Origin of the sequence: Maricaulis maris (assembly GCF_003634045.1) — a bacterium.
Classification (GTDB): Bacteria; Pseudomonadota; Alphaproteobacteria; order Caulobacterales; family Maricaulaceae; genus Maricaulis; species Maricaulis maris.
On the sequence record NZ_RBIM01000002.1, the window covers coordinates 164,350 to 190,930 of the forward strand.

Sequence of the window (26,581 nt, forward strand, 5' to 3'; positions counted from 1 at the left end):
GACCGGGGACGATGGCTGGGGGACGAATGGGACGCGAACTCGACGTCCTTGTATTTGGCTTGTCCGACCGCGTGGAGGCCTTGGCTGAAAAGCTCGGGCGCCTCGCGCTGAATTGTCGTCTCGTCCGCGCTGACAGTCCGCCGGCACGCCGCCATCATTACTGGGCCGTCGGCGTTGTGCTCGCCGAATGCGACCGCGATGTCGAAGACGGCATGAAGGCCTTCCAGCGTTTTGCACCGGGCGAACGGCCGCTGCTCGTGGTCGGGCCTGACAGTTATGGACCGACCGACTTGGTCGATGCCTGGATCCGTGAACCGGCATCGGCGGTACAGATTGCCGCCCGCATCCGCGCCCTTTTCCGCCTGCACACCATGGAAATCATCGCTCGCCGGCGCACCGAGGTCAGCGCGCTCTACGGGCAGAAACCGGGTCTTGTCGAACGTCAGGACCAACCGCCCTGCGTGCTTTATGTCGGTGACGCTTCGCCGCGTTTCATGGCCCTGCAGCACACACTCGCCTCGGTCGATGCCGAGGTGATCGCCGCGTTCTCGTCCTATTCCGCCTTCGACTACCTGCACGAGCGCGCTTTCGATGCGGTGGTTCTCAATGCCGCCGGCAAGCGCGACATTGCTTTCACGATCTCGTCGGCAATGCGTCGCAATGCGCGGCTTTATCATACGCCCGTATTGTTGTTGACCGACGATGTTGACCCTGGCGCCGCGGAAGAAGCCTTTGCCCGCGGCGTGTCTGATCTCCTGCCGCCGCGCACCGATGATGACGAGTTGCGCGAACGAGTCCTGACCCTGACCGCCGAACGTCGCCGCCGACGCGAAGCCAAGGCGATCCTGGAATCGTGCCGCGACACCCGTTCGCTCGACATCGAGACCGGCCTGTTTCACCCGGCCTACCTCGTTTCACACATCCAGGACCTGCTGAACGAGACCGGCCGCGACCAGCTGCATTTCTCGTTGATCGCGTTGCAGACCCTGTTGCCCGAGGGCAGCGAACGTCCAGACGACGTCTCCGCCGAGAAGGCGCGCCGCCAGTTTGCCGCCATGCTGCGCCACTTGCTGCGGACCGAAGATGCGGCGGCCCGGTTTGAGGATGATGTCTTCCTCGCCGTCCTGCCCTTTACCGATCCGGCAGGTATTGATTGTGTCGCCGCACGCGTTGCCGCAATCGCCGAATGCACCGCGTTTGAGAGTGATGATCCGCTGCGTCCCTTCCGGCTCAGCGTCCGGGCCGCACCGGTCCAGACCCGGCCCGGTGAAACCGCAGACGCCCTGGTTGAACGTGCGCTGGCCAGCCTGGTCCGGCCGCGCCCGATCATCGCCAGCGCCTGATACCTCCGCGCGTTGATGGGGGCTTAGGCCTGCTTTGCCTTGGTCGCCAGCTCCGCAAGCGGCGCCATGGCCCGCTCGATCGCGCGCAGGCGATCCTCCGGTTCATCCCATTCCGCCCGCAGCACCAGCTTGTGGTCAGGACGCACCTTGAACAGGGCCGGATTGGCGGAAATATGGGCGATCAGGCCGGCCGGATCGGCAAAACGGTCATTGCGGAAATGGATGACAGCCCCCTTGGGTCCGGCATCGACCTTTTCAATTCCGGCCTTTTTGCACAAGGCCTTGACGGCCACCACCCGCAGCAAGGTTTCCACCTCTCGCGGCAAGGGTCCGAAACGGTCGATCAGCTCGGCCGCATAGCCCTCACGCTCGGCTTTTTCGTCCAGCGAGGACAGGCGGCGATAAAGCTGCAGGCGCACGTCGAGATCGGGGACGTAGTGATCCGGAATGAGGACCGCACCACCAGCATTGATCTGTGGCGACCAGTCTCCTTCATCGCTCTCATCACCGCCCGAGCGCAGCGAGGCGACGGCTTCTTCCAGCATCGACTGATAGAGCTCGACGCCGACATCCTTGATATGCCCGGACTGTTCTTCGCCGAGCAGATTGCCACCGCCGCGCAGATCGAGATCGTGGGAGGCCAGGGTAAAGCCGGCGCCAAGTGAATCGAGCGACTGCATCACTTTCAGCCGCTTTTCCGCGCTCTCGGTGATCTTCTGGCGCATCGGCGTTGTCAGATACGCATAGGCGCGCGTCTTGGACCGCCCCACCCGTCCGCGCAGCTGGTAAAGCTGGGACAGGCCGAACCGGTCGGCGCGGTGCACGATCAGCGTATTGGCGGTCGGGATGTCGATTCCCGATTCAATGATCGTGGTCGACAGCAGAACATCATACCGGCCCTCATAGAAGGCGGTCATGATGTCTTCGAGCTGGGAGGCCGCCATCTGTCCGTGCGCCGCCACGAAACTGATCTCCGGCACACTGTCTGTCAGGAAGCGTACAGTCTCTTCCAGATCGCTGATGCGGGGCACGACGAAAAAGGCCTGCCCACCGCGATATTTCTCGCGCAGCAGGGCTTCGCGCACGCTGACCGGGTCAAAGGGCGCAACATAGGTGCGCACAGCCAGTCGATCGACCGGCGGGGTGGCGATGATGGAGAGGTCCCGAATGCCGGTCAGCGCGAGTTGCAGCGTGCGCGGGATCGGTGTCGCGGTCAGCGTGAGAACGTGCACGTCCGAACGCAATTCCTTCAGCCTTTCCTTGTGCTTGACCCCGAAATGCTGCTCCTCGTCGACAACCAGAAGACCCAGATCCGCGAATTTCACCGTCTTGGCTAGCAGCGCATGGGTGCCGATGACGATTTCGACCTTGCCGGCCGCCAACTCGTCCCGCGTTGCCTTGGCTTCCTTGGCCGTCACCAGGCGCGACAACAGCCGGACCTTGACCGGCCAGCCCCGGAAGCGATCGGAGAAGGTCTTGAAATGCTGACGCGCCAACAGTGTCGTCGGGGCCACGACCGCGACCTGCTGCCCACTCAGGGCGACCACGAAGGCGGCGCGCAGCGCGACTTCGGTCTTGCCGAAACCGACATCACCGCAGATCAGCCGGTCCATCGGCCGGCCCCTGCCAAGATCGGTCAGGACATCATCGATGGCATTGAGCTGGTCGTCGGTCTCCGGATAGGGGAAGGCGGCACAGAACTCATCGAACACGCCGGAGGCCGGCTCGATCGGATCGGCGGTGCGGGCAAGGCGCTGGGCCGCGATCTTGATGAGCTGATCCGCCATGTCACGCAGGCGCTTCTTGGCCTTGGCCTTGCGCGCCTGCCAGGCGACCCCGCCCAGCTTGTCGAGCTGGGCCGTTTCCGACTCGGCGCCATAGCGCGACAACAGCTCGATATTTTCGACCGGCAGATAGAGCTTGGCCGCACCGGCATATTCCAGCTCGATACAGTCATGCGGCGCGTCCTGCACCGGCAAGGTCTTCAGGCCGAGAAAACGGCCCAGACCATGATCGGCATGGATAACCAGATCGCCCGGCGACAGCGACCCGGCCTCAACGATGATATCGGCTGATTTGCGTTTCTTGCGGGGGCGCGCAAGGCGGTCGCCGAGAATGTCCTGCTCGGACAGCACTGCCAGCGTGCCGGTCTCGAAGCCACGCTCGAGCGGCAGCACGGCACGGCACACACCGCCCTTCCCGCCGGACGCGACATCGCGCCAATTGTCGACAAGCGGGATGCGCGCGATGCCGTGATCGTGCAGCACGCTGGCCAGGCGCTCTGAAGCCCCGCCCGTCCACGACGCCAGCATGACGGTCTTGCCATCCGCCGTCAGCGCTTTGATATGCGAGGCGACGGCGTCGAACACATTGGTATTCTCGGCCGCCCGTTCGGCCGTGAAGCCGCGGCCCTGCTTGCCGCCAATATCAATGGTCTGGCCGCCGGGCTCGCGGAAGGCCGTATAGCGACGAACCGGGCGCTCCTTGAGGGCCGCATCCCAGTCCTGCGGTGCGAAATAGAGCGCCTTGGCTGGCAGGGCGCGATAGGTCGGCGCCGACAGCGCGGTTTCATGCTTGCTCTCGCCGGCCGCAATTCGCGCATCGTAATAGTCGGAGACCTGACTCAAACGCTCGTCCAACGCTTCATCGGCCAGATGGTCAATGGCGATCAGGCTGTTGTCCGGCAGATAATCGAAGGGCGTGTCGAGCTGGTCATAGAATAGCGGCATCCAGTGTTCGACCCCGGCCGGACGGGCGCCAGCGCTGACAGCCTCATAGACCGGATCGCCGCCCCGCACGGCGCCAAATGTCTTCACAAAACCCGAGCGGAAACGCGAAATACTCGCTTCGTCCAGAAGCACTTCGCTGACCGGCGTGAAATCAATCGATTTGAGCTGGCGCAGCGAGCGCTGGGTCTCGGGATCGAAAGCCCGGATCGATTCCAGCGTATCGCCAAAGAAATCCAGCCGGACCGGCTCTGCGGCGCCAGGCGGATAAACATCCACGACGCCGCCGCGCACGGCGAAATCACCTGGCTCCATCACCGTCGCGGCGCGGGCATAGCCATTGACGGTGAAATGGTGGATCAGCGCGTCCAGGTCGACACTACCGCCAGGGCGAACGGCGATACCAACCTCCTGCAGCACGGCCCGCGGCGGTACGCGCTGGGCCATCGCATTGACCGTGGTGACGACGAGCACGGTGTCCGGCAGTGTACCCGACGCCAAACGCGCCAGCGTCGCCGCTCGGCGGGCGGCAACACGCGGACTCGGCGAAATCCGGTCATAGGGCTGGCAGTCCCAAGCCGGCAGGCGCAGCAATTCGGTGTCCGGCGCGAAAAATTGCAGCGCCGAGACGAAGGCGGCAGCCCGGGAATCATCGCGCGCAATGAACACATTCACACCGCCGCGCAGGCGTGCCGTGTCTGCGAAGACAAGCGCGTCCAGACCTTCCGGCGCCCCGCACACGGTCGCTTGACCGCGCACAGCTGCCACCATCTCAATTTCGGACAAGCCGGTCGTCGTTGTGTCGCTCACAATGCCTATTCCTTCGGTCCGTCACCGAAAGCGGCGTCGGCATCAACACGAAACCCTTTCAACGCGTCCATGACCGGCGTGTCGAACCGGTCCGGCGTTGCGGCCTTGCCGATGATCCAGGCATAGATATCGGCGTCATTTTCGTCGAGCAGGATTTCGAACGCGTCGAGCGATGCCGGCGACAGCCCGTCGAGATGCACATCGGCAAACCGTCCGAGAATCAGGTCAGCCTCCTTGAAGCCGCGGCGCCAGGCGCGAATGCGCAGTTTTTTGCGTTGGGTTTCGATGTCATCGGTCATGACCGGGGCATATAGTCCGCCGCATCGCCGCCGTCGACCGGTGGCAGCCGCACAACTTGCCGATAAGGTGCATGCCATGCGCCCCGAGATTCTCTTTCCGCTCTTCCAGGATGTCACCAAACTGCCCGGCATCGGCCCGCGTCTGGCAACGCTGGTGGAAAAAGTCTGTGGCGGTCGTATCCGCGATATCCTGTTCACACCACCGACGGGCGTTGTCGATCGCAGCCGCCGGGTCGAGATCGCCAACTCACCGACTGGCGAGATCGTGACCCTTACGGCCGTTGTCGAAACGCATATCCCGGCCCAGCGCCAGGGACAGCCCTACAAGGTGCGGATGCGTGATGAGACCGGCTTTTTGCACCTGATCTTTTTCCACGCCCGCAAAGACTATCTCGCCAAACTCCTGCCCGAGGGCGAGACCCGGGTGGTCTCGGGCAAGCTCGAACGCTTCGGGTCGGAGATCCAGATCGTGCACCCCGACCTCGTCGCCAGCGAGGACGAAGCCAGCGAGATGGCGCTGATCGAGCCGGTCTATCCGCTGACAGCAGGCCTCAGTGCCAAAGTCATGCGACGCGCGGTCGAAGGGGCGCTGACTTTCCTGCCGGTATTGCCGGAATGGATCCCCGGGGATGTGCGCGGCGAACATGGTTGGCCGGACTTCAAGGCGGCGATGAAAGCACTGCACGCGCCGGAAGGCGCGGTGTCGCTGGCCCCAGACAGGCCCGAGCGCGAACGGCTGGCCTTCGATGAGATATTTGCTCGCCAGTTGGCCCTGCAGATCGTCCGCGCCCGGCGTCGGGCCCAGCCTGGCCGGGCGCTGGAAGCTGACGGCACGCGCGTCAAAACTGTGCTCGCCAAGGCGCCGTTCAAACCGACCGGCGCCCAGCTGCGGGCTTTCGAGGACATTCGCGGCGACCTGCGCTCAGATGCTCGCATGACCCGGCTTCTTCATGGCGATGTCGGCGCCGGCAAGACCTTCGTCGCCGCCCTCGCCGCCGCCCATGCCGCCGAGGCCGGCGTTCAGACGGCGATCATGGCGCCGACCGAAATTCTTGCGAGGCAGCACGCGAAAACATTGTCGCAAATACTGGAACCCGCAGGCATTTCCGTGACCGCCCTGACCGGCCGCGACAAGGGCAAGGCGCGTGCCGCCATCCTTGAACGCATGGTCGCCGGCAGCGTCAATGTCGTATGCGGCACGCATGCCCTGTTCCAGGACGGGATCGAGTTCGCCGATCTCGGCCTGGTGGTGATCGATGAGCAGCACCGTTTCGGCGTGTCGGACCGGATGCGCCTGACATCGAAGGGGCACCGGCCGGATACGCTGGTCATGACGGCGACGCCGATCCCGCGCACATTGTCCCTGTCGGTTTATGGCGATCTCGATGTATCGCGGTTGGACGAGAAACCGGCCGGTCGGATTCCGCCAGAGACACGGCTGGCCTCGATGGATCGGCTTGACGAGGTGGTTGAGGGCGTGCGTCGGGCGATCGGCCGCGGCGACCGGGTCTATTGGGTCTGCCCGCTGGTCGAAGAAAGCGAGATGTCAGAACTCTCCGCTGCCGAGGACCGCTGGCGCCATCTGCGCGCGGCGCTGGGCGATGAGCGTGTCGGCCTGTTGCACGGACGCATGAAGCCGGCTGAGAAGGAAGATATCGCGACGCGTTTCCGGGCTGGCGAAATGGATGTGTTGGTCGCGACCACCGTGATCGAAGTCGGCGTTGATGCCCCGGACGCGACCGTGATGATCATTGAACATGCCGAGCGTTTCGGCCTGGCCCAATTGCACCAGCTGCGCGGCCGGGTCGGGCGCGGTGACAAGCCATCCTCCTGCCTGCTGCTCTACAAGGGGCCGCTGGGCGACACGGCCCGCGCCCGCCTGGAAATGATGCGCGAGACCGATGATGGGTTCAAAATCGCGGAGGAAGACTGGCGCCTGCGCGGTGCCGGCGACCCGCTCGGCCTGCGCCAGAGCGGGTTGCCGCAATTCCGGCTCGCCGATCTGGAGGCCCATTCAGAGCTGATCGAGCTCGCCAATGACCATGCCCGCCTGATTGTCCATCAGGACCCGGAACTCGCTGGTGAGCAGGGAGATGCCCTGCGCACCCTGCTCTACCTGTTCGACCATGACCAGGGCGTACGTTTCCTGCGCTCGGGCTAGTCGGGCTTGTCGGATTTGGGGGTATCGACCGGCTCGACCAGGTCGACCGCATCAGCGACACCGGCCGGCAGCTTGGCCTTGACCTCGTCCGGCAGCTTGTCCGGTGTGACCATCCCGAAAGAGATGATCAGCTTGGCCGCCTCCTCGACCGACATGTCAACATGGATCGTATTGGAGCGCGGGGTGTAGAGCAGGAAACCCGAGGTCGGGTTGGGGGTGGTGGGCACAAAAAGCGCCACGACATCATCACTGATCTTGCGCTTGAGGTCGCCCTGGCCCTGAGCCGAGACGAATGCGACCACATAAAGCCCCTTCATCGGGTATTCGATCAGCACCACTTCCTTGAAGGAATTGGCCTTGCCGGAAAAGACCGTCTCCATGATCTGTTTCAGTGCGCCATAAACATTGCGCACCAGCGGCACGCCATTGAGGATGCGATCACCGATGCCGATCAATGTCCGCCCGAAGATATTGGCAGCCAGGGCGCCCAGCGCGGTCAGCAGCAGGACGGCGATCAACACACCCAGTCCGGGGATGGTGAAATCGGCCGGCAGATAGGTCTCGGGATTGTAGCGCGCCGGGATCAGGGGCTTGACCACATTGTCGACGAAGCCGACGAATGACACGATGAGGTAGAAGGTCACGCCCAGCGGGGTGGCGATGACAATGCCTGTGAGGAAACTATTGCGAAGCCAGCGAAACATGGCGCTCCCGTCCTGATGACTTCCGGCCGGATAACACCCGGGCCAGCGTAAACACTACCCCCCGGCAGCCGGGTCAGCATAGGGTAAGGCAAATGGGTCGCCAATCGCCCGACACAATGTTCGCACGATGCGTTGAGTAACAGGGGAATACCAAGCACATGCTCGCGAATCCGATCACGATCGCGCGCTGGATGGTCCTCGCCGGAACCGCCGGCGTCCTGGTCATCGCAGCGCTGGCGAGCTGGTTCCTGCGTGACCAGATCTTCCAGACCTTCCAGGACCCGGGCGAACCCTTCCAGACCTATACGCCGCCAACCGGTGCCGATTACGCCAATGCCAATGCCTGGTACGCGCTCAGCGTGCCGGACGACGATGAAGAGGCGGCGGTGTTCTTTGTGCATCCGACCACCTATTCCGGCGGCGCCAACTGGAATGCGCAACTCGACAAGGAGAGCGCCAACCAGGCCGTAATCGACATCGCCCTGCCCAACTACGCCGCGCCCTTCGCCCGATCAGGCACGCTTTACGTGCCGCGCTACCGCCAGGCCTCGCTCTATGCCTTCATGAATAATCGCGAGGACAGCGTGCAGGCCCGCCTGTTTGCCTATGACGATGTCGAGCAGGCCTTCGATGTCTTCCTGCTGCGGGTCGGCGATGACAGGCCGATCTTGCTCGCCGGCGTTGGCCAGGGCGGATTTCATGTTCTCGGCCTGCTTCTCAATCGGTTTGCCGATGCTCCCGCCCTGCGCGCCCGCCTTGTGGCGGCCTATGTCATTGATACCCCGGTTCCGCTCGACCTGTTCGCGGGCCCGCTGGCGACCATCCCCCCCTGCGAGACAGCGGAGGATGTACGCTGCGTGCACGCCTATTCCTATGCCCGGCCGGACGATACCGACCGGATCCGCATCCTGACCGAACGGACAATGAGCTGGACGCCCAGCGGCGATCTTGCCTTTGTGGAAGGTCGCGGCCTGTTATGCGTCAATCCTGTTCTCGGCACACGAAGCAGCGAGTATGCGACCGCGCGCCAGCATCGCGGCGGCGTTGCCGCCGAGGGTCTGCCGCCCGACACGACACCGGCGCCGATACCCGGGCAGACGAGTGCGCAATGCGCTGACGGTATCCTGTTCGTCGATGAACCGCGTCACCGTGACCTGCAACGCCCCCATCGGCTTGCCGAGGATTTCCGCGAACCGCCCTTCAATCTTTTCTATGAGGATTTGCGGCTGGATGCGGCCCGCCGGGCCTTTGCCCTGACCAGCATCCTGCAGGAGGAGCGGCGCTGGGCGCCGCCGCTTGAGACGCTGGAAGAGGTTGAAGACGCGCCGGTGGTTCCGATCCCGGACCGGCGCGAATTCTGATCCCCGAAGTCGGCTAGTAGCCCTTGGCCAGGGCGTCGAATTCCAAAAGGCGCTTCACCAGCGCTTCGAACTCATTGAGCGGGACCATGTTGGGGCCGTCCGACGGTGCGTTGTCCGGATCGGGATGGGTTTCCATGAAGACCGCCGCAACACCGATCGAAACCGCCGCCCGCGCCAGCGTCGGCACGAATTCGCGCTGACCGCCCGATGAGGTGCCTTGCCCGCCCGGTTGTTGAACCGAATGGGTAGCATCGAAAACTACCGGCGCACCGAATTGCGCCATGATCGGCAATGAGCGCATGTCGGACACCAGCGTGTTGTAGCCAAAGCTGGCCCCGCGCTCACAGGCCATGATGTTGGGATTGCCGGCAGCCGCCAGCTTCTCGATCACGTTTTTCATGTCCCAAGGGGCCAGGAATTGACCCTTTTTGACGTTGATCGGCTTGCCGGTCTTGGCGGCAGCGATCAACAGGTCAGTCTGGCGACACAGGAAGGCCGGGATCTGCAACACGTCGACGGCCCCGGCCGCGATCCGGGCCTGCTCTTCGCTGTGCACATCGGTCAGCACCGGCAGTCCACTGGTCTCACGGATTTCCGCGAAGACTGGCAAAGAGGCTTCCAGGCCCAACCCGCGCTGGGCACTGGCACTGGTGCGGTTCGCCTTGTCGAAAGAGGTTTTGTAGATCAGCCCGATATCAAGGCGATCCGCGATTTCCCGCAATTGGGCGGAGACTTCCAGACCGTGTTGCCGACTTTCCAGCTGGCACGGGCCGGCGATCATCGTCAGCTTGCGATCATTGCCAATCTCGATCGGGGCCTGACCGGGACGCGGAATGGAAATGACGGAATTGACCTGGCTCACGCTCTGTCTCCTTGTCGGTGCGGACGCTGTCGCTCGCCGGAACGTGTTGCGACCTGATGCGTATCGGAGTGATCCGATATCGGGTCGATGACGTAACCGGACAAGGCCCTTATTGAGCGACAGGACAGGAATGGCAAGTTCGAGCGCCACCGACACAGCTCTCGTCTGGTTCAGACGCGACTTGAGACTGGCAGACAACCCGGCCCTGCACGCCGCCGTGCAGAGCGGGCGACCGCTTGTCTGCGTCTATATCCACGAGACCGGGAGCGACACCGCGCTGGCACCGGGTGCGGCATCGGCCTGGTGGCTGCACCACTCGCTCACACGACTTGGTCACGCGATCGAAAGCATCGGCGGTCAACTGGTCCTGCGCCAGGGGCCGGCGTCGCAGGTCCTGCCGGCGCTGTGCCAAGAGGCGGGTTGTAGCGAGGTGTTCTGGAACCGCAGCGACATCCCCCAGATCGACGCCCGCGATTGTCGCCTTGCCAGCGAACTGGCCGGAATGGGCGTCAGGGCGCGCGGGTTTCGCGCCAGCACGCTAATCGATCCGCAAAGACATCTCAACGGCTCCGGCGCCCCCTATCGGGTCTTCACACCCTTCTGGAAGGCGGCACTCAAAGAGCTCGATCCGAGGGAAGCCCTGCCGGCTCCAATCCGGCTTGTCGGCGGCCCGCGCCTGGTCAGTGACAGGCTGGACACCTGGCATCTCCGGCCGACATCGCCGGACTGGGCAACCGGGTTTGATGCCGACTGGACACCCGGAGAAGACGGCGCCAACGCGCGGCTGGACAGTTTTCTGGCGAACCGGCTGATCGACTATCGCGAGCATCGAGACCGTCCCGACATTGAGGGCACGTCGCGACTGTCACCGCACTTGGCCTGGGGTGAAATTTCACCGCGGACGGTGTGGCACCGGGCCCGTGGACATGCCGAGCGCAGCGGGCAGTACCAGCAGGCCGAAAAACTCCTCGCCGAGATCGGCTGGCGCGATTTCGCGACCTATCTCGCCACCCATTTCGGGGATTTCCGCACCACCAACTTCAACCGCCAGTTCGACTATTTTCCATGGCGCGAAAACCCGGACAGCCTGGCCGCGTGGAAACGCGGGCAAACCGGAATTCCGATGGTCGACGCCGCGATGCGGCAACTATGGACCACCGGCTGGATGCACAATCGCACCCGCATGATCACGGCGTCTTTCCTGATCAAACACCTCGGCGTGCATTGGCGCAAAGGCATGGCCTGGTTCGAGGACACGCTGGTTGATGCCGACCTCAATGTGAACGCGGCGAGCTGGCAATGGGTCGCCGGGTCCGGTGCTGATGCGGCCCCCTATTTCCGTGTCTTCAACCCGGTCACCCAGGGCGAAAAGTTTGACCCCGACGGCGATTATGTCCGTCGCTGGGTGCCCGAACTGGCAAATCTCGGCGGCAAGGCCATCCATACCCCCTGGCATCAATCAACGGATATGCTTGCCAAGGCTGGCGTCACGCTTGGCAAGACCTATCCCGAACCGATCATTGATTTGAAACTGGGGCGCGAGCAGGCACTGGAGGCTTACCAGTCCATGAAGGCTGACGCCGAAGCCGCGACCGCACTCGGCATTGATGGCTAGGTATCACGCAGGCGATAGACAATGTCCTGATCACCGATTGTAAAGGCGCAACCGACCCAGCGCCCGGTGGCGTCATACCAAAGATCGACCGAAACCGTGCCGGTCATGCGCAAATGCCGAGCCTCGATCACTCCATCCGCAGTCGTCACCGTCCCGACACCGAGGTCCTCGATCTCGACCGGCATCGGCTCCCCGGTCTCAGTATTCAGGACCGCCGGCACGCCCGGTGTATAGCCGGACCAGTGACTGGACGGGTGCAGCGCTTCAACAATGTCGCCATCAATATCGACATGCCCGTCCGGTCGGCGGCGAAGCGTGAAGCGCTCGCGATCCCCGTCTTTCAGCGTTGATGCCTGAAGGCTTTGGAGCGCGCCGTCCGCCCACACTTCGTCGGCAGCGTGTTGGTAGCGGAACACAGTCACAGGTCCGAAACCGACGCGCAGCTCGACATCAATATCCACCTGGAGTTCGCCGCCCGGCAATTGCTCGAACCGCACGGCATGCTCTCCGAACAGGGAACCATTGCGATAGACGTCGAAGACGACGTCCCGGGGCATCTCCGACTTCGCGGCGGCAGGCACCGCGGCGGCAAGCAGGAGGGCGCTGAGCGCGACGATACGGAATCGTGTTGGCAAGGTCATGCTATCCCTACGTTTCAGCGCAGTATCCGGATCGCAGCGCTTGCCATTTAATTCACCATCCGCGAAACCCAGATGAGTCCGGACCGCGCAATTTCAGGAGACGAACCGTGCCAACAGCCCGCAATGTCATCGACCTGATTGGAAACACGCCGCTCCTGCGCCTCAAGGCGGCCTCGGAAGCGACGGGATGTGAAATACTCGGCAAGGCCGAATTCCTCAATCCGGGCGGCTCGATCAAGGACCGCGCGGCGCTCGGCATCATTCGTGCCGCCGAGGCCAGCGGTGCTCTGCGGCCCGGTGGCACGATCGTCGAAGGCACGGCCGGCAATACCGGTATCGGCCTCGCCCTGGTCGGTGCCGCACTGGGCTATCGCGTGGTCATCGTCTTCCCGCGCACCCAGTCCAAGGAAAAGAAGGATGCGATCCGCCTGCTCGGCGCCGAGCTGATTGAGGTCGATGCGGTCCCCTACGCCAATCCCAATCATTATGCCCGCTATTCGGGGGCACTCGCGGCGCAGCTCGACAAGAGCGAGCCGAACGGGGCGATCTGGGCCAACCAGTTCGACAATACCGCCAATCGCGATTTCCATGCCGACACCACCGCCCGGGAAATCTGGGAACAGACCGGTGGCAAGCTGGACGGTTTCATCTGCGCCGTCGGGTCCGGCGGGACGCTGGGCGGGCTTTCCAAGGCGCTCAAGGCCAAGCGCGACGACATCCAGATCGGCATTGCCGACCCCGGCGGCGCGGCGCTCTATGGCTATTACAAGCACGGCGAACTGAAATCCGAAGGGACTTCGATCACTGAAGGCATCGGCCAGAGCCGGGTCACCGCCAATCTGGACGGGACGGTTGTCGACCGGGCCTATCGCATCAATGATGACGAGGCCCTGCCGCTCCTCTTCGACCTGGTCCAGCATGAGGGGCTCTGCCTTGGCGGCTCGTCCGGCGTGAATATCGCCGGCGCCATGCACATGGCCCGCGACCTTGGTCCCGGCCACACCATCGTGACCATATTGTGTGATCATGGCGGGCGCTATCAGTCCAAACTCTACAATCCCGACTTCCTGCGCGAGAAGGGTCTGCCCGTGCCGGCCTGGCTGGCCTGATGACCCGCGCGCTCATCACCGCTGCTGAGGCCGTGGCTCGGCTTGACGATCCGGACACGGTCTTTCTGGATGGCAGTTGGACCTTTCCAGGCGGTCCCCGAACCGGCGCAGACGGTCATGTCCGCGGCAGTCGGCACTTTGATATCGATACGGTGAAAGACCGCGCCAACCCGCTGCCGCACATGTTGCCGGACGCCGACACGTTCACCGCCCACGCCCGGGCATTGGGCCTCAACAACACCTCACGCCTGATCATCTATGATCGCTACGGCCTGTTCAGCGCCGCCCGGGTCTGGTGGATGTTTCACGCCATGGGCCATGATGAAGTTGCGGTCCTGGATGGCGGTTTGCCCGCCTGGGCCATCGCCGGCGGACTCATCGCCGACACGATTGAGCCGACATGGCCGGAGGGCGATTTCCAGGCGCGTTTCTGTCCGCAACGGGTCGCTGACAGGGTGGCGGTCGCGGCCGCGATTGCGTCGGGCGAGCGGCAGATTCTTGACGCGCGCGGCGAGGCCCGCTTTTCCGCCCGCACTCCCGAACCGCGCGAAGGCATGCGCAGCGGCCATATGCCCGGCGCCCACAACCTGCCTTTTACCACCCTGTTGTACCCGGACGGTCGTTTGCGGGTCAGCGCCGAAGCGTTCCGGGATGTCGGCATTGATCTCGACAAACCGGTCATCACCAGCTGCGGCTCTGGGGTGACGGCTTGCATTCTGTCGCTGGCACTGGATTGTCTGGGCAAGGAGTCGGCGGTCTATGACGGGTCCTGGAGCGAATGGGGCAGCCGTCCCGACACCGCAATTGAACCGGAAGCATGACGCCATGAAAGACGAGACCAAACTCACCCGCCTCGGTCGGCCCCATGATGAGCGCGGCCAGGTCAATCCGTCGGTGGCGCGCGGCTCGACCATGCTCGCCCCTTCAGCGTCGGCACTCTACGACTTCCCGCCGGGCCGCAAGCATTACGGCCGCATCGGCCTTGAAACCCATGACGCGCTGCGCGGGGCACTGACCGAGTTGCAAGGAGGCGCAGGCTGTGCCCTCACCTCCTCCGGCCTGATGGCCAACACGCTGTCCATCCTGGCCGCGACCGAAGCCGGTGGCGAGGTCTTGGCTGCCGATTGCATCTACGGTCCCGTACGCAATTTCCTGCTGACCCAGCTGGCGCGCTTTGGTGTCACGACGCGCTTCTTTGCGCCGCGCATGGGCGCGGAAATCGCCGATCTCATCACGGACAAGACCCAGGCCATCCTGCTGGAAAGCCCCGGTTCGCTGACCATGGAATTGCAGGACGTGCCGGCGATCGCCAAAATCGCACGCGAAAAAGGCGTCATCACCATTATCGACGACACCTGGAGCGCCGGCCTGACCCTGAAACCGCTGCAGCTCGGCGTCGATTATGCCGTCCAGGCGCTGACCAAATATGTCGGCGGACATTCCGACCTGTTGATGGGCGCTGTGGTCGCGCGCGACGAGGCCCTGTTCCAGCGCCTGCAGACCACCGAACGCGCCTTCGGCTTCCACACCGGCCCTGACGACGCCTATCTCGCCCTGCGCGGACTGCGCTCGATGGGTGTTCGCATGCAGCGCAGCGCCGAGAGCAGCCTGGCCATCGCCGATTGGCTGGCGGCCCGCGAGGGCGTCGGTGCGATCCGCCACCCGGCCCGGCCCGATCACCCCGATCATGCCATTTTCAAGCGCGACTTCACCGGCGCTTGCGGCCTGTTCGCCTTTGAAGTGCCGGGTTGGGACATCCCGACGTCAGAGCGTTTCCTCGACGCGCTGGAGGTTTTCGGCATGGGCTTTTCCTGGGGCGGCTATGAGAGCCTCGCCATCCATTGCGACCCGCAATTGAAGCGCAGCAAGACCGAGCACAAGCATGACGGCGCGCTGATCCGCCTGTCGATCGGCCTGGAAGCGCCGGAAGATTTGATCGCGGATCTGGAACGCGGATTTAAGGCAGCGACCTGAAAGCCGGTTATCGCAACCGATCCACCTCGCCATTAACAAGAGATCCCAATCCATGACGATGACACCCAGCGGAATTTTGCTTCGCACCTACACGCAAATGCTCAAGGGCCTCGCCGCCTGGCTCGAAAAGGCGCGTGACCAGGTCGACAACCCCGACACGCTGATGGCTGCTCGCCTGGCGCCGGACATGTTTCCGTTGACGACACAGATCCGCTTTGCCTGCCTGCAGGCCCACGAGGGCGGTCACCGTCTGTGTCACCAGGACTTTCCCGCAGAGCTCGATATTCTGCTCGAGGAAGGCCGGCAGGGCGGCGACACGCCGGGAACCATGGCCGACGCACTGCAACGGATCGACGAGGCTCTGGCGGCCCTGGACTCCTTTGTCCCAGAGGAAATGGACGCAGGTGGCGACCGCCCGCTCGCTCTCGAGCTGCCGATCGGCCTGGCCTTCGATTTCGACGGTGCGACCTATGTGCGGGATTGGGCCCTGCCGCAATTCTACTTCCACATCACGATGGCCTACGCGATCCTGCGCCAACAGGGTGTCGAGCTGGGCAAGGCGGATTATGTCGCCCACATGTTTGCCTATCGCCGCGAGTCCGCGGACACGCCTGGCTAGCGGCGGATCCCGGCTGACCGCGATATTGATCGGGCGCGCCACCAATTCGAACCCGCAGGGTTCGCAAGTGCGTCCAAGCGCCGGGCGGTCAGCCCGCCCCTCGGTGGCGTTCGCGCAGCGAACTGCCGCGAGATCAAAGATCAATCAAGCGCCAAGACCACAGCCCTGAGCGCGTTCCATGTGGGCATCGACCCCGGCACCGGAAACGGTGACCGCCTCGGGTCGAGCGGAACGGGAACAAAAAGAATGGCTGGCGCTTCCGGCAGGACTCGAACCTGCAACCATCCGCTTAGAAGGCGGGCGCTCTATCCGGTTGAGCTACGGAAGCTGAAATCAGGCGCGCAGGCGCTAGTGCGACCAGGGCTGTTTGCGGGTCGCCGAGAAATTGTCGGAATAGGATTTGGCGTAGCGCTTGGGCTCTTGCGGTTCGACGACCTGGAAGGGAATGCCCTGACGTTTGGCATAGGCCACCGCGTCATCCTGGCTATCGAAATTGAGTTTGATCTGACCGCGCATGTCGGACGAAGACGTCCAGCCCATCAGCGGATCCGGGCGCTTGGCCATTTCCGGCGAGAATTCCAGGACCCATCTCTTGGTCTTGCCGCGACCGGATTGCATGGCATTGCGTGCGGGACGGTAGATCTTCGCGAACATTCGCCTCTCCCAATCAAACCCTCGACCGGCCCGGAGCACAGGGCTGATCACGTCAACGGCAAATGGTCGGGGCGGCAAGATTCGAACTTGCGACCCTTCGCTCCCAAAGCGAATGCGCTACCAGACTGCGCCACGCCCCGACTTGATGCCCTTATGTAAGCGCCGCCCGATTAAGGCAAGCCTACTGCGCCTCGTCGGCGCTTTCCTCTGCAGCGGGCGCGTCGTCCAACGCAGCCGCCTCGACCTCAACCGTGTCAAAAAAGGGATGATGCACGATATCGCCGGGACGCAATCCCATCTCGATCGCCTGACCGGCTCCCAATTCCAGCACACCGGCCACGGTCGCATCCGACGACAGGCTGCGCAGCGATTCGGCTTGCGCGTAGGCGATGATCTTCACGACCACGCCGGCCGGGTCGATATAGACAATGTCGAGGTCAACCAGGGTATGGCGCATCCACATCGAAGCCGGCTGTGCCGGTTCGTAGTGGAACAGCATGCCGCTGCCCGGCTCGACCGCCTCGCGCCACATCAGCCCGCGCTCCATCTGGGCCGGCGTCGCGGCAATTTCTGCCATGATTTCATACTCATCGCCGCGCGCGGTCACGATGCGCACAGGATCGGGACCACCGAATTCGATGCTCGCATCCCGGGCGGTCGGATCTTGATTGGTTTGCGGGTCGGTCTGCTGCGCCGAGGCGGCGTCAGCAAGACCAAGAGCCAGAAGGCCGGAAAGGATCAGGTTTCGCATGCGCCGAAGCTAGCGGCGCACCGGTTCGTGCGCAACGCTCAATCACAAGCAGGGGCAGCGTCAGGCAGAGCCGGGCAAACAGGACCGGGCCTTCTGCCCCGGTCCGCGCTTGTTCACGACAGGCCGGCGACCTTGATTTCCGCCGCCAGCGCCCCCTTGGGACCTTCCACGCAACGCACTTCGAGCCGGTCACCCGGCTGGATATCGTCCAGACCCGCCCGCCGCAGTGTGGCCGCATGCAGGAAGACATCACCCTCGACATCATCGCAGGTCACGAAGCCATAGCCGCGCAAGGCGTCGAACCATTTCACAACGGCCTCACAAAACGGCGTGTTGACCACGGCATAGGGATGGAAACGGCGTGGGCGGGATTCCGCCTCGGCATCGCCACCCGTCATCGCCATCAACTCGACCGCCTGCCGACCCTTGTCGCCTTGAACAGCCTTGCAGACAATTTTCGCGTTGGGCAGGGCCGGCCCTTGGCCGAACCGTCGAAGGCAACTGGCATGAAGGAGGATGTCCCCCTGCCCGTCACTTGCATCAATGAACCCGTAGCCCCGAGCTGGATCATACCATTTTACCCGGCCTTCGAGCTCAAGCATCTCTGTGTCTTCAAAGACTTCGTGAGCCAAAACCATCTTGTCACTCGCTAAAACAACCCTCAAGCGAAGGATTGTTACACAAAATGACATGTTAAGAGAAGATGAAAGCGACGATTGGTTGCTTGAAACTTCCGCTAAATCTTGATAGTGAGAGCCAGTCGCAGCAAGATTACCACAACATGTTGTGGTATAGACAAATTTCGACCGCTATCTGATGCGGTTTTCATGACAGTTTGGTAATCTGCAAAATTCGCGTTTAAAGCGAATTTCTTGAGCAGCTAACAGCGTTCACATTCGACAAAAACCGGTTCGTGTGCGCATGGATTTGCCTGTTCGACGGTCAGCCGGTGGTGGCAAATCCGGTGAAAACGAATCAGTCGCCGGAGAGTTCGGCCTGCAGCCGTTCCGCCTCGGCAAGCTGTGCCATGGCCGCCGACGACCGGTAGATGGCCGAATTGGACGCGTGCTCAGAACATTCCACCGACTCGACCCAGCAACGCCCGCCGGTCGCCGCGCGGACGATCTCGGAGGCCTTGTGGAAGGCAAGTTCCGCCATCCGCTCGCAGCTGGTGCCCTGCACGATGCGCACGCGCGCCAGGCCGCGCTCGCCCAGCGCTTCCAGGACGGGCCGTTCCGGATCGTCCTCGGCGACAAGAAGCGTGTGGTCGAACATCTCATGAAGCCAATCCTTGATCGGCCCGAAACCACCCCTGCCGAAATCGAGCACCCAGCCGCGCTTGTCGAGCTGTTCAGCGGCGAAGACGAAATGGAATCCGAAGGAGTAACCGTGCAGGAGTGCGCAATGACTGTCCGCCGCCCATTGCCGCGAACAGCAGGACAGTCCGCGCTCATTGCCATAGGATTTGGTCGACAGATGGGCCATGCCCCACTCTCCGCTCACTGTTCGGTGTGGGCCTATAGCCCGCACCCTGCACCAAGGCAAACCGGCGCCGGACTTGCGACCGGGTTCAGGGTCGGATCGCTCTGTATGGGGAGGAACATCGTGGCAGTCCCTAGGGGAATCGAACCCCTCTTTCCAGGTTGAAAACCTGGCGTCCTAACCGATAGACGAAGGGACCGCAGCGATGTGAGGGCCGTCGTATAGAAAAGCCTGAGCGACCTTGCAAGCGGGATTTCTGTAAAATCTCATTCCGCTGCAGTCGCGAGGTCCTCCAAGTGCAGCTGCACCCGTTCCCGACCCTGCCAAGTGTCCAGCTTAAGACGACCGAAGGCATGGAACAAGCCCGGCCCGGCGGCCAGCAGGGCCTCGCCAATCGGGGTTTCGGCGCAGCGAAAACAAATGCCATCAACCCGCCGCCCGTCGAGATCACCCAGCGTAAATCGGACATGATCGGTGCCAACCCGTTTGGCGAAGCTCACCCGCATGCGCGGCAGCACAAAGCGCGGTTCGGCATTGCCCTGGCCGAAGGGCGCCGCCCGTTCGAGCAATTGCGCCAGTTCCGTCGTGATCCCGCCTGCAGTCAGAACGCCATCGGCCCGCAATGCCATCTCATCTGCCGCTGCGGCGAGTTCCGGCGCCAGCCTGTCGTCAAGATAGGCGACCAGCTCGGTAATCCGGTCCGGGTCGATGCTCAACCCGCCAGCCATGGCGTGACCGCCGCCCGACAGCAACAGGCCGGCATCGCGCGCGGCGGCAATGGCGCCGCCGAGATTGACCCCGGGCACTGAGCGCCCGGACCCCTTGCCGATCGGCGGTGAGGCCGCGCGATCCAGCCCGATCACGATGACCGGCTTGTCGAATTTCTCTTTCAGACGCCCGGCGACCACGCCGATCACGCCGGGATGCCAACCCTCCCCGGCCGCGACCAGGATGGCGCGCTCACTGGCCTGGCCCTCCAATTGCGCCAATGCCGCTTCCTGCACATCGGCTTCGATGCTGCGGCGCTCGGCATTCAGCGCATCAAGCTCCCCGGCGATCCGCCGGGCGAGCGCTTCATCTTCGGTGGTCAAGAGCGTGGCCCCGAGATCGGACTTGCCAACACGGCCGCCGGCATTGATGCGCGGACCGATCAGAAAGCCGGCATGATAGGTATTGGCCTCGCCCTCGACACCTGACGCCTCGGCCAGGCAGCGCAGGCCGAGATGCGACCAGCGCCCCATGGCCTTGAGGCCCTGCGCCGTGATGGCGCGATTGACCCCGGTCAGCGGAACGACGTCACAAATCGTGCCCAGGGCCGCCAGGTCGATCCAATCGAGCAGGTCGGGTTCATTGTCCGGTGTGATCGTGCCACGCCGCCTGCCCTCGCGATTGAGCGCGGCAAGGAAAATGAAGGTCACCCCTGCCGCCGCCAAATGGCCACAGCCGGACTTGTCGTCGGCGCGGTTGGGATTGACGAGGGCGGCGGCCGGCGGCATCGCCGCGTCCATCAGGTGGTGGTCGATGACGATGACATCGAGCCCGATCCCGGCCGCATGCTCCAGGGCCGCATGCGCCGCTGCACCACAATCGACCGTGATGACCAGTTCGGCGCCACGCTGTTGCAGCGTCTCGAACGCCGCGCCCGATGGGCCATAGCCCTCCTCGATGCGATCGGGGACATAAATGTCGGCCGGCCGGTCAAAATGCCGGAAATAGCGGATCAGCTGCGCCGCCGACGTCGCGCCATCGACGTCATAATCGGCGAAGACGGCCATGGGCCGCTGCGCCTCGATGGCGTCCCAGACCAGGGCCGCAGCCTTGTCCATGTCGGCAAAATCGGACGGATCGGGAAAGCTGTCGCGCAGACGCGGCGTCAGAAAAGCGCCCGCCGCCTCGGCGGTGATGCCGCGCGCCGCGATCACACGGGCCAGGGCGTCCGGAACACCTTGCTGGCGGGCAATGGTGACCACGGCGCTCTCATCGGCCTCACGCAGCCGCCAGCGCTTGCCGGAAAGCGAACGGCTCACCCCCAGGAGTGGGGGCGAGCCGTTTGTCAGTGTCGGATTGTCGTCGAGCATCACACCATCGATCAGGCCGCCGGTCGGGCTGACCGGATACGGCGGACCGAATGATCGGCTGAGTCGAGCAAAAGCGTATGCGTGTGCACCGAACCGCCCTCAAAGCGGACACCATCGACCAGATCACCATCGGTGACGCCGGCGGCGACGAAGAGGCAATGGCTGGCCGCCAGCTCGGCAACGTCATATTTGCGGTCGAGATCGGTGACACCGGTACGGGCGGCGCGGGCACGCTCATCATCATTGCGGAAAACCAGGCGGGCCTGCATCTGGCCGCCAATGCAGCGCAGCGCGGAAGCGAGCAGCACGCCTTCGGGTGCCCCGCCCTGCCCGATATACATGTCGACACCGGCGCCGAGTCCTGCCGTGCCCATGCCACCGGCAACATCGCCATCGGGAATGAGTCGGATACGGCCACCGGCCTCTTTCACACCATCAATGATATACTGGTGACGTTCGCGCTCGAGAATGCAGACGGTGATCTCGGACACATCGACGCCTTTGGCCTTGGCCAGATTGCGGACATTGTCGCCCGGCGTCGCATCAAGATCGACCACCCCCGCAGGCAGGCCCGGCCCGACAGCGATCTTGTCCATATAGGTGTCCGGCGCATACAGGAGACCACCGCGCAGCGCGAAGGAAACCAGAACCAGCGCATTGGCCTGCCCCTTGGCGGTCAGGGAGGTGCCTTCGAGCGGGTCAAGCGCGATATCGATCTCCGGACCTTCACCGGTGCCGACTTCCTCGCCGATATACAGCATCGGCGCCTCGTCGCGCTCGCCCTCGCCGATCACGATCCGGCCCTTCATCGGCATGGCGTTGAGACCGGTACGCAAAGCGTCGACGGCGGCCTGGTCAGCCAGCTCCTTCTCACCGCGACCGATCCAGCCGGATGCGGCGACAGCGGCGCTTTCAGCCGCTCGGACGGCCTGGAAGGCCAGATTGGTCAAGGCATGCGTATCGCTCATCTCGTCTTCCTCAAAACACCGTCCGGATCGGGTCCGGTCGGAGACTTCCTGTTCATTGCTGGGGCGGCTGCGTGCGTGCCTGCCCTTCGGACGTGAATTCTTCTGGAGAGCCACGCCGGTTTTCCGCGTCCCGACGTTCGGCCTCGGCTGCCATGGCCGCGCGTTCTGCAAGCAGCCGGCGGGCCTCGGCATCCATGGCGCTGGTTTCCGCCGCGGGAATGGATGTTACCGGTACCACCGCCGGTGCCTGCCGTCCATCCCCGGCCTGGTCCAGACGATCCTCAACCCAATCCGGATTGCCGGCATTCTCCGTCGGCCTGTCGATGACAGCACAGCCCCCGACAAGCAGCGTGATGGACACGGCGATCAGGACATGTTGCATGGGATCTCCTCGCGCTGGACGCGCGTCGCGCTTTCTATACGCTGATAAGGGTCTGAGTCACCCGTTGATAACAAGGGACTGCCATGAGCGACAAGTCGGGCAAAGGCAAGGCCGGATCCGGTGCGGCGGGTTGGAGCGAGTTGACGGAGAAAGAACTCGAAACACTCGATCATCTTTCGCGCAATCTCATGCAGGCCTCGCTGAAATCGCAGCATCTGATGTCCGATGTTATGCGCAAGGCGCTTGAGGGTGACCCCGTCCTGCCCAACGCAGACCCGTTTCATTCGGCGCCGGAATTCCAGGAAGTCTGGAAACAGATCATCGCCCAGCCCGACCTGATGATGCGCGCCCAGGCCGATCTGATGAAGGGCTATATCGATCTCTGGTCGAATACCAGCAAGCGCGTGATGGCTGGCGAGGCCGAGACCAAGCCCGCGATCGAGCCGGAAGCCGGCGACAAACGCTGGCGCTCGTCCGACTGGTCGGAAAACCCGGTCTTTGACGCGATCAAACAATCCTATCTCCTCAACCAGCATTTCCTGATGGGCCTGGTGGGCAGTGTCGAGGGCATTGATGATCGCACCAAACGCAAGGTCGAATTCCTGACGCGGCAAATGACCGACGCCCTGTCGCCGACCAATTTCGCCCTGACCAATCCCGATGTCCTGCGCGAGACCATGCAGAGCCAGGGCGAGAACCTGACCCGCGGCCTGCAAAACCTGCTCGACGATCTGGCCGGAGGCGACGGGCGGTTGGCACTCAAACAGACCGATATGGACGGTTTCCAGGTCGGCCGCGACATGGCGACGGCGCCGGGCGAAGTGGTGTTCGAAAACGCGCTGATGGAGCTGATCCAGTACACGCCGACCACCGAGACCGTGAAGCAGCGCCCACTGCTGATCGCGCCGCCCTGGATCAACAAATTCTACATCATGGATCTGCGCGAGAAGAACTCGATGATCCGCTGGCTGGTCGACCAGGGTTTCACCGTCTTCCTGATTTCGTGGGTCAATCCCGGTCCCGAGCTGAAGGACAAGACCTTCAACGACTACATGCATGAAGGCCTGTTCGCGGCACTGCACGCGATTGAGGCGACAACCGGAGAGACCTCGGTCAATGCGGTCGGCTATTGCGTCGCCGGCACGCTGTTGTCCTCGGCCCTGGCGTGGCTGGAAGCGGAAGGCCAGGCCGACCGCATCGGCTCAGCCACCTTCTTTGCCGCCCAATCCGATTTTGAAAAGGCGGGTGATCTCCTGCTTTTCATTGACGACGTCTGGATGAAAGAGATCGAGCGCATCATGGATAGCCAGGGCGGCGTGCTCGATGGCCGTTCCATGGCCGACACATTCAACCTGCTGCGCTCGAACGATCTGGTCTGGTCCTTCGTGGTCAACAATTACCTGCTCGGGCGCCAGCCTCAGGCCTTTGACCTCCTGTTCTGGAATGCCGACCAGACCCGCATGCCCAAGGCGCTGCACCTCTGGTATCTCGACAATTTCTACAAGAATAACCGTCTGGCCAAGGGCGAGCTGGAGCTGGGCGGACACAAGCTCGATCTCGGCGCGGTCAAGACACCGGTCTATATCCAGGCCTCACGCGACGACCACATCGCCCCCTACCCGTCCGTCTATCGCGCGGCGCGGCTCTATGGCGGCGAAGCCCGCTTCATGATGGCGGGATCCGGTCACATCGCCGGCGTCATCAACCACCCGGACGCGAAGAAATACCAATACTGGACCAATGAGGCCCTGCCCGAGACGGTCGAGGCGTGGATTGATGGGGCCACCGAACATCCCGGCTCCTGGTGGGGCGATTGGCGCGACTGGCTGTTCGAGCGCTCCGGCGACAACGTCCCGGCCCGCACGCCCGGCGATGGCAAGCTGAAACCCATCCGCAAGGCGCCAGGCCGTAATGTCCTGGTGCGCAGCGATGCACCCAAGGGCCAAGCCGCGACCTCGGCCGGTCCTGAGTCCACGGCAGACAGTCGGCCTGCCACCACACCCGCGTCCAGCAAACCGGCGCCGAAAAAACAGGCGTCTGCAAAGGCCACGGCCAAGAAAACAACCGCAAAGAAACCTGCCGCGCGCAAACCTGCGGCCCGGAAAACCAGCGCCAGAAAGCCCGGAAAGACCACGCCGAAGGCCAACTAGCGATCGGCGGTGGCGCCGTCCTGGCCGAACTGAAGTTCGACATAGCGGGCATAGAGGCCGCCGCGTGCCAGCAAGACCTCGTGCCGGCCTGTATCGACGACCAACCCATCTTCCAGCACGATGATCCGGTCAGCCGAGCGGACCGTCGCCAGGCGGTGGGCAATGACCAGCGTGGTGCGTCCTTGGGACAGGCGTTCCACGGCAGACTGGATCAATTGCTCGCTTTCCGAATCGAGGGCGCTGGTCGCCTCGTCGAGCAGCAGCACCGGCGCGTCGCGCAGGATGGCCCGGGCAATGGCCAGGCGTTGCCGCTGGCCGCCCGACAGGGTCGCCGCCCGTTCGCCCAGTGCCGTGTCATAGCCCTGCGGCAGGGCCGCGATGAAACCGTCAGCATTGGCGGCCTGCGCCGCCGCGCGGACATCCGCATCAGACGCACCGGGGCGACCAAAGCGGATATTGTCGGCGACACTTCCGGAGAAAAGCGGCGCATTCTGCTGCACGATTGCCATTTCCTGCCGCACGGCGCGCGGATCGAGGTCGCGGATATCGACCCCGTCAAGACGGACCTCCCCGGACTGCGGGTCGTACAGGCGCAGCAAGAGCTGGAACACTGTGCTCTTGCCGGCACCGGACGGGCCGACAATGGCGACGGTTTCGCCCGGCTCGACGGAAAAGGACACATCACGCAGCGCCGGGTCCTGCGGTCGCGATGGATAGGAAAAGGAGACCGCATCAAACCCGATGGCACCGCGTACTGGTTGGGCCAGCGGCAGGGCCGACTCGCGCACTGGCAGGGTCGACCGCGCCGCCAGCAATTCCATCAGGCGTTCCGTCGCACCGGCCGCCCGCATCATCTCGGTATAGGTTTCCGTCAGCATCGCAACGCCGCTGACCGCAACGAAGGCATACATGACGAATTGCGTCATCGCGCCCGGCGTGATCGCGCCGGACTGGACCTGGACCGCCCCGAACCACAACACCGCGATCAGGCCGGTGAGAATGACCGAGAAGATCAGGGCCGTCATGATCGAGCGCACGACGATCCGGCGCATCGAAGCGCCGAACGTCATCTCCACCGCATCGGCAAAACGGGTGGATTCCTCAGTTTCGCGGGTAAAGGCCTGCACGGTTTCAATTGCCTGCAGGGTCTCCCCGGCCCGCGCCGATGCGTCGGCCAGATTGTCCTGACTGACCCGGGACAGGCGCTGGATGCGGCGCCCGAAGAGCAGGATCGGTCCCAGCATGAGCGGGCCGAGTGCCAGCACCAGCAGCGCCAGCTGCCAGCTCACCACCACCATCAGGACCAGTGCCCCGGTCGTCGTCGCAACGGTGCGCAGGGCGACCGAGATCGACGAACCGACCACGGTCTGGATCAGGGTTGTATCCGTGGTCAGGCGGGACAGGACCTCGCCCGTCCGGGTGCGGGCATAGAAGCCGGGATCGAGCGACAGGAGGTGGGCAAAGACATCGCGGCGCAGATCCGCCACCACTCGCTCGCCGAGCCGGCTGATGAAGTAGAAACGAAAGGCGCTGGCGAGCCCGAGCAGGACGGCGACGGCCATGCCGGCCATGAAATACACGCCCAGACCGCCGCCATCGCCCAGCGTCCCGCAACTCGCCGGCCGGACATCGCCAGCGAAACCGCAATCCACCACGAGGCGGAAGGCGGCCGGCAGAACGAGGGTCAGGCCGGAGGCGAGCACCAGAAAGGCCGAAAACGCCGCCAATAGTCCCGGATAGCGCGTGATATAGGGCAGCAGGCGGCGCAAGGGCTGCACCGTCTTGGCCTTTTCGCGATGGGCCTGATCTCGTTCCAGCTCGGCGGCAAAGCCGGACCCGCGCGCTTCATCCACGGCATCACTGGCCGATGCGTCCTGTTGGCTCATCTGTGT

The 26,581-nt window shown here is 63.7% G+C and carries 22 protein-coding genes and 3 tRNA genes; 9 read left to right on the top strand and 16 right to left on the bottom strand.

The genetic code is table 11. The annotated features are described in order from the left end of the window. Positions 1-26: 26 nt before the first annotated feature. On the top strand, positions 27-1,343 hold the full coding sequence (locus tag C7435_RS03875) for a PleD family two-component system response regulator (protein WP_075189858.1): 1,317 nt from the start codon (positions 27-29) through the stop codon (positions 1,341-1,343). 23 nt (positions 1,344-1,366) lie between these two features. Here the strand turns inward: C7435_RS03875 and mfd are convergent, their stop codons facing one another. Continuing rightward, positions 1,367-4,840, bottom strand: a complete 3,474-nt coding sequence (gene mfd / locus C7435_RS03880; RefSeq protein WP_121210391.1) for a transcription-repair coupling factor — start codon at positions 4,838-4,840, stop codon at positions 1,367-1,369. Positions 4,841-4,884: 44 nt separating this feature from the next. Then, positions 4,885-5,178: an FAD assembly factor SdhE gene (locus C7435_RS03885; protein ID WP_121210128.1), complete on the bottom strand. Its 294-nt coding sequence runs from the start codon at positions 5,176-5,178 to the stop codon at positions 4,885-4,887. 76 nt (positions 5,179-5,254) lie between these two features. Here C7435_RS03885 and recG point away from each other — a divergent pair, with 76 nt between their 5' ends. Continuing rightward, positions 5,255-7,339 (top strand): ATP-dependent DNA helicase RecG, encoded by a 2,085-nt coding sequence (gene recG, locus C7435_RS03890; RefSeq protein ID WP_121210392.1) that lies wholly within the window; start codon positions 5,255-5,257, stop codon positions 7,337-7,339. Here recG and C7435_RS03895 read toward each other — a convergent pair. Then, positions 7,336-8,043, bottom strand: coding sequence for a DUF502 domain-containing protein (locus tag C7435_RS03895; RefSeq protein WP_121210129.1), 708 nt, complete (start codon positions 8,041-8,043; stop codon positions 7,336-7,338). The two genes, recG and C7435_RS03895, sit on opposite strands and share 4 nt — an antisense overlap. A 158-nt stretch (positions 8,044-8,201) precedes the next feature. Between C7435_RS03895 and C7435_RS03900 the strand changes: the two genes are divergently transcribed. Beyond that, a complete protein-coding gene (locus C7435_RS03900; protein WP_121210130.1) occupies positions 8,202-9,404 on the top strand; it encodes a DUF3089 domain-containing protein in 1,203 nt (400 codons plus the stop codon). A 13-nt stretch (positions 9,405-9,417) separates the two neighbouring features. On the opposite strand, the gene kdsA is transcribed toward C7435_RS03900, so the two are convergent. Continuing rightward, positions 9,418-10,266 (bottom strand): 3-deoxy-8-phosphooctulonate synthase, encoded by an 849-nt coding sequence (gene kdsA, locus C7435_RS03905; RefSeq protein WP_121210131.1) that lies wholly within the window; start codon positions 10,264-10,266, stop codon positions 9,418-9,420. Between the two features lie 130 nt (positions 10,267-10,396). Between kdsA and C7435_RS03910 the strand changes: the two genes are divergently transcribed. After that, positions 10,397-11,881 carry a cryptochrome/photolyase family protein gene (locus C7435_RS03910; RefSeq protein ID WP_121210132.1) on the top strand — a complete coding sequence of 495 codons (1,485 nt, stop codon included), beginning with the start codon at positions 10,397-10,399 and terminating at the stop codon, positions 11,879-11,881. Here the strand turns inward: C7435_RS03910 and C7435_RS03915 are convergent. Beyond that, the gene (locus C7435_RS03915) at positions 11,878-12,522 is read right to left on the bottom strand and encodes a DUF6134 family protein (RefSeq protein ID WP_121210133.1); all 645 of its coding nucleotides are present in this window, start codon (positions 12,520-12,522) and stop codon (positions 11,878-11,880) included. The two genes, C7435_RS03910 and C7435_RS03915, sit on opposite strands and share 4 nt — an antisense overlap. A 107-nt stretch (positions 12,523-12,629) precedes the next feature. Here C7435_RS03915 and C7435_RS03920 point away from each other — a divergent pair, with 107 nt between their 5' ends. The 4 genes from C7435_RS03920 to C7435_RS03935 are packed head-to-tail and all read left to right on the top strand — an operon-like array spanning position 12,630 to position 16,224. Further along, a complete protein-coding gene (locus C7435_RS03920) occupies positions 12,630-13,631 on the top strand; it encodes a cysteine synthase A (RefSeq protein WP_121210134.1) in 1,002 nt (333 codons plus the stop codon). Continuing rightward, positions 13,631-14,452, top strand: coding sequence for a sulfurtransferase (locus C7435_RS03925; RefSeq protein WP_121210135.1), 822 nt, complete (start codon positions 13,631-13,633; stop codon positions 14,450-14,452). Before C7435_RS03920 ends, C7435_RS03925 begins: the two co-directional genes overlap by 1 nt. Positions 14,453-14,456: 4 nt before the next feature. Beyond that, the gene (metC, locus tag C7435_RS03930; protein WP_121210136.1) at positions 14,457-15,605 is read left to right on the top strand and encodes a cystathionine beta-lyase; all 1,149 of its coding nucleotides are present in this window, start codon (positions 14,457-14,459) and stop codon (positions 15,603-15,605) included. Between the two features lie 58 nt (positions 15,606-15,663). Beyond that, positions 15,664-16,224 carry a DUF1993 domain-containing protein gene (locus C7435_RS03935; protein ID WP_121210393.1) on the top strand — a complete coding sequence of 187 codons (561 nt, stop codon included), beginning with the start codon at positions 15,664-15,666 and terminating at the stop codon, positions 16,222-16,224. A 251-nt stretch (positions 16,225-16,475) separates the two neighbouring features. Here C7435_RS03935 and C7435_RS03940 read toward each other — a convergent pair. The 10 genes from C7435_RS03940 to C7435_RS03985 form a co-directional block, all read right to left on the bottom strand. Continuing rightward, positions 16,476-16,552: transfer RNA gene (locus C7435_RS03940), tRNA-Arg, on the bottom strand. A 20-nt stretch (positions 16,553-16,572) separates the two neighbouring features. After that, positions 16,573-16,878 (bottom strand): ETC complex I subunit, encoded by a 306-nt coding sequence (locus tag C7435_RS03945; RefSeq protein ID WP_075189869.1) that lies wholly within the window; start codon positions 16,876-16,878, stop codon positions 16,573-16,575. A gap of 63 nt (positions 16,879-16,941) precedes the next feature. After that, positions 16,942-17,018, bottom strand: a tRNA-Pro gene (locus tag C7435_RS03950). Positions 17,019-17,059: 41 nt separating this feature from the next. Beyond that, positions 17,060-17,629: a DUF192 domain-containing protein gene (locus C7435_RS03955; protein ID WP_121210137.1), complete on the bottom strand. Its 570-nt coding sequence runs from the start codon at positions 17,627-17,629 to the stop codon at positions 17,060-17,062. Positions 17,630-17,742: 113 nt separating this feature from the next. Continuing rightward, positions 17,743-18,231, bottom strand: a complete 489-nt coding sequence (locus tag C7435_RS03960; RefSeq protein ID WP_170150333.1) for a cold-shock protein — start codon at positions 18,229-18,231, stop codon at positions 17,743-17,745. Between the two features lie 373 nt (positions 18,232-18,604). Then, positions 18,605-19,114 carry a 6-pyruvoyl trahydropterin synthase family protein gene (locus C7435_RS03965; RefSeq protein ID WP_075189872.1) on the bottom strand — a complete coding sequence of 170 codons (510 nt, stop codon included), beginning with the start codon at positions 19,112-19,114 and terminating at the stop codon, positions 18,605-18,607. 121 nt (positions 19,115-19,235) lie between these two features. After that, a tRNA-Glu gene (locus C7435_RS03970) sits at positions 19,236-19,310 on the bottom strand. A gap of 67 nt (positions 19,311-19,377) precedes the next feature. Then, positions 19,378-21,189, bottom strand: a complete 1,812-nt coding sequence (recJ, locus tag C7435_RS03975; protein WP_121210139.1) for a single-stranded-DNA-specific exonuclease RecJ — start codon at positions 21,187-21,189, stop codon at positions 19,378-19,380. 11 nt (positions 21,190-21,200) lie between these two features. Continuing rightward, positions 21,201-22,157, bottom strand: a complete 957-nt coding sequence (gene glpX, locus C7435_RS03980; RefSeq protein ID WP_075189874.1) for a class II fructose-bisphosphatase — start codon at positions 22,155-22,157, stop codon at positions 21,201-21,203. Positions 22,158-22,209: 52 nt separating this feature from the next. Beyond that, positions 22,210-22,539: a hypothetical protein gene (locus C7435_RS03985; RefSeq protein WP_121210140.1), complete on the bottom strand. Its 330-nt coding sequence runs from the start codon at positions 22,537-22,539 to the stop codon at positions 22,210-22,212. Between the two features lie 83 nt (positions 22,540-22,622). On the opposite strand from C7435_RS03985, the gene phaC reads away from it, so the two are divergent. Further along, on the top strand, positions 22,623-24,689 hold the full coding sequence (phaC, locus tag C7435_RS03990) for a class I poly(R)-hydroxyalkanoic acid synthase (protein WP_121210141.1): 2,067 nt from the start codon (positions 22,623-22,625) through the stop codon (positions 24,687-24,689). Here the strand turns inward: phaC and C7435_RS03995 are convergent. Further along, a complete protein-coding gene (locus tag C7435_RS03995) occupies positions 24,686-26,575 on the bottom strand; it encodes an ABC transporter transmembrane domain-containing protein (protein WP_121210142.1) in 1,890 nt (629 codons plus the stop codon). The two genes, phaC and C7435_RS03995, sit on opposite strands and share 4 nt — an antisense overlap. Positions 26,576-26,581: the final 6 nt, after the last annotated feature.

Excerpts from the sequence above, each read along its gene's own strand:
- C7435_RS03875 (WP_075189858.1), top strand. The coding sequence starts at position 27 with ATGGGACGCGAACTCGACGTCCTTGTATTTGGCTTGTCCGACCGCGTG.
- C7435_RS03885 (WP_121210128.1), bottom strand. The coding sequence starts at position 5,178 with ATGACCGATGACATCGAAACCCAACGCAAAAAACTGCGCATTCGCGCC.
- C7435_RS03945 (WP_075189869.1), bottom strand. The coding sequence starts at position 16,878 with ATGTTCGCGAAGATCTACCGTCCCGCACGCAATGCCATGCAATCCGGT.
- mfd (WP_121210391.1), bottom strand. The coding sequence starts at position 4,840 with ATGGTGGCAGCTGTGCGCGGTCAAGCGACCGTGTGCGGGGCGCCGGAA.
- C7435_RS03960 (WP_170150333.1), bottom strand. The coding sequence starts at position 18,231 with ATGCTTGAGCTCGAAGGCCGGGTAAAATGGTATGATCCAGCTCGGGGC.
- C7435_RS03910 (WP_121210132.1), top strand. The coding sequence starts at position 10,397 with ATGGCAAGTTCGAGCGCCACCGACACAGCTCTCGTCTGGTTCAGACGC.
- C7435_RS03985 (WP_121210140.1), bottom strand. The coding sequence starts at position 22,539 with ATGCAACATGTCCTGATCGCCGTGTCCATCACGCTGCTTGTCGGGGGC.
- C7435_RS03995 (WP_121210142.1), bottom strand. The coding sequence starts at position 26,575 with ATGAGCCAACAGGACGCATCGGCCAGTGATGCCGTGGATGAAGCGCGC.
- metC (WP_121210136.1), top strand. The coding sequence starts at position 14,457 with ATGAAAGACGAGACCAAACTCACCCGCCTCGGTCGGCCCCATGATGAG.
- phaC (WP_121210141.1), top strand. The coding sequence starts at position 22,623 with ATGAGCGACAAGTCGGGCAAAGGCAAGGCCGGATCCGGTGCGGCGGGT.
- recJ (WP_121210139.1), bottom strand. The coding sequence starts at position 21,189 with ATGCTCGACGACAATCCGACACTGACAAACGGCTCGCCCCCACTCCTG.
- C7435_RS03900 (WP_121210130.1), top strand. The coding sequence starts at position 8,202 with ATGCTCGCGAATCCGATCACGATCGCGCGCTGGATGGTCCTCGCCGGA.
- recG (WP_121210392.1), top strand. The coding sequence starts at position 5,255 with ATGCGCCCCGAGATTCTCTTTCCGCTCTTCCAGGATGTCACCAAACTG.
- glpX (WP_075189874.1), bottom strand. The coding sequence starts at position 22,157 with ATGAGCGATACGCATGCCTTGACCAATCTGGCCTTCCAGGCCGTCCGA.
- C7435_RS03935 (WP_121210393.1), top strand. The coding sequence starts at position 15,664 with ATGACACCCAGCGGAATTTTGCTTCGCACCTACACGCAAATGCTCAAG.
- C7435_RS03915 (WP_121210133.1), bottom strand. The coding sequence starts at position 12,522 with ATGACCTTGCCAACACGATTCCGTATCGTCGCGCTCAGCGCCCTCCTG.
- C7435_RS03955 (WP_121210137.1), bottom strand. The coding sequence starts at position 17,629 with ATGCGAAACCTGATCCTTTCCGGCCTTCTGGCTCTTGGTCTTGCTGAC.
- C7435_RS03895 (WP_121210129.1), bottom strand. The coding sequence starts at position 8,043 with ATGTTTCGCTGGCTTCGCAATAGTTTCCTCACAGGCATTGTCATCGCC.
- C7435_RS03965 (WP_075189872.1), bottom strand. The coding sequence starts at position 19,114 with ATGGCCCATCTGTCGACCAAATCCTATGGCAATGAGCGCGGACTGTCC.
- C7435_RS03925 (WP_121210135.1), top strand. The coding sequence starts at position 13,631 with ATGACCCGCGCGCTCATCACCGCTGCTGAGGCCGTGGCTCGGCTTGAC.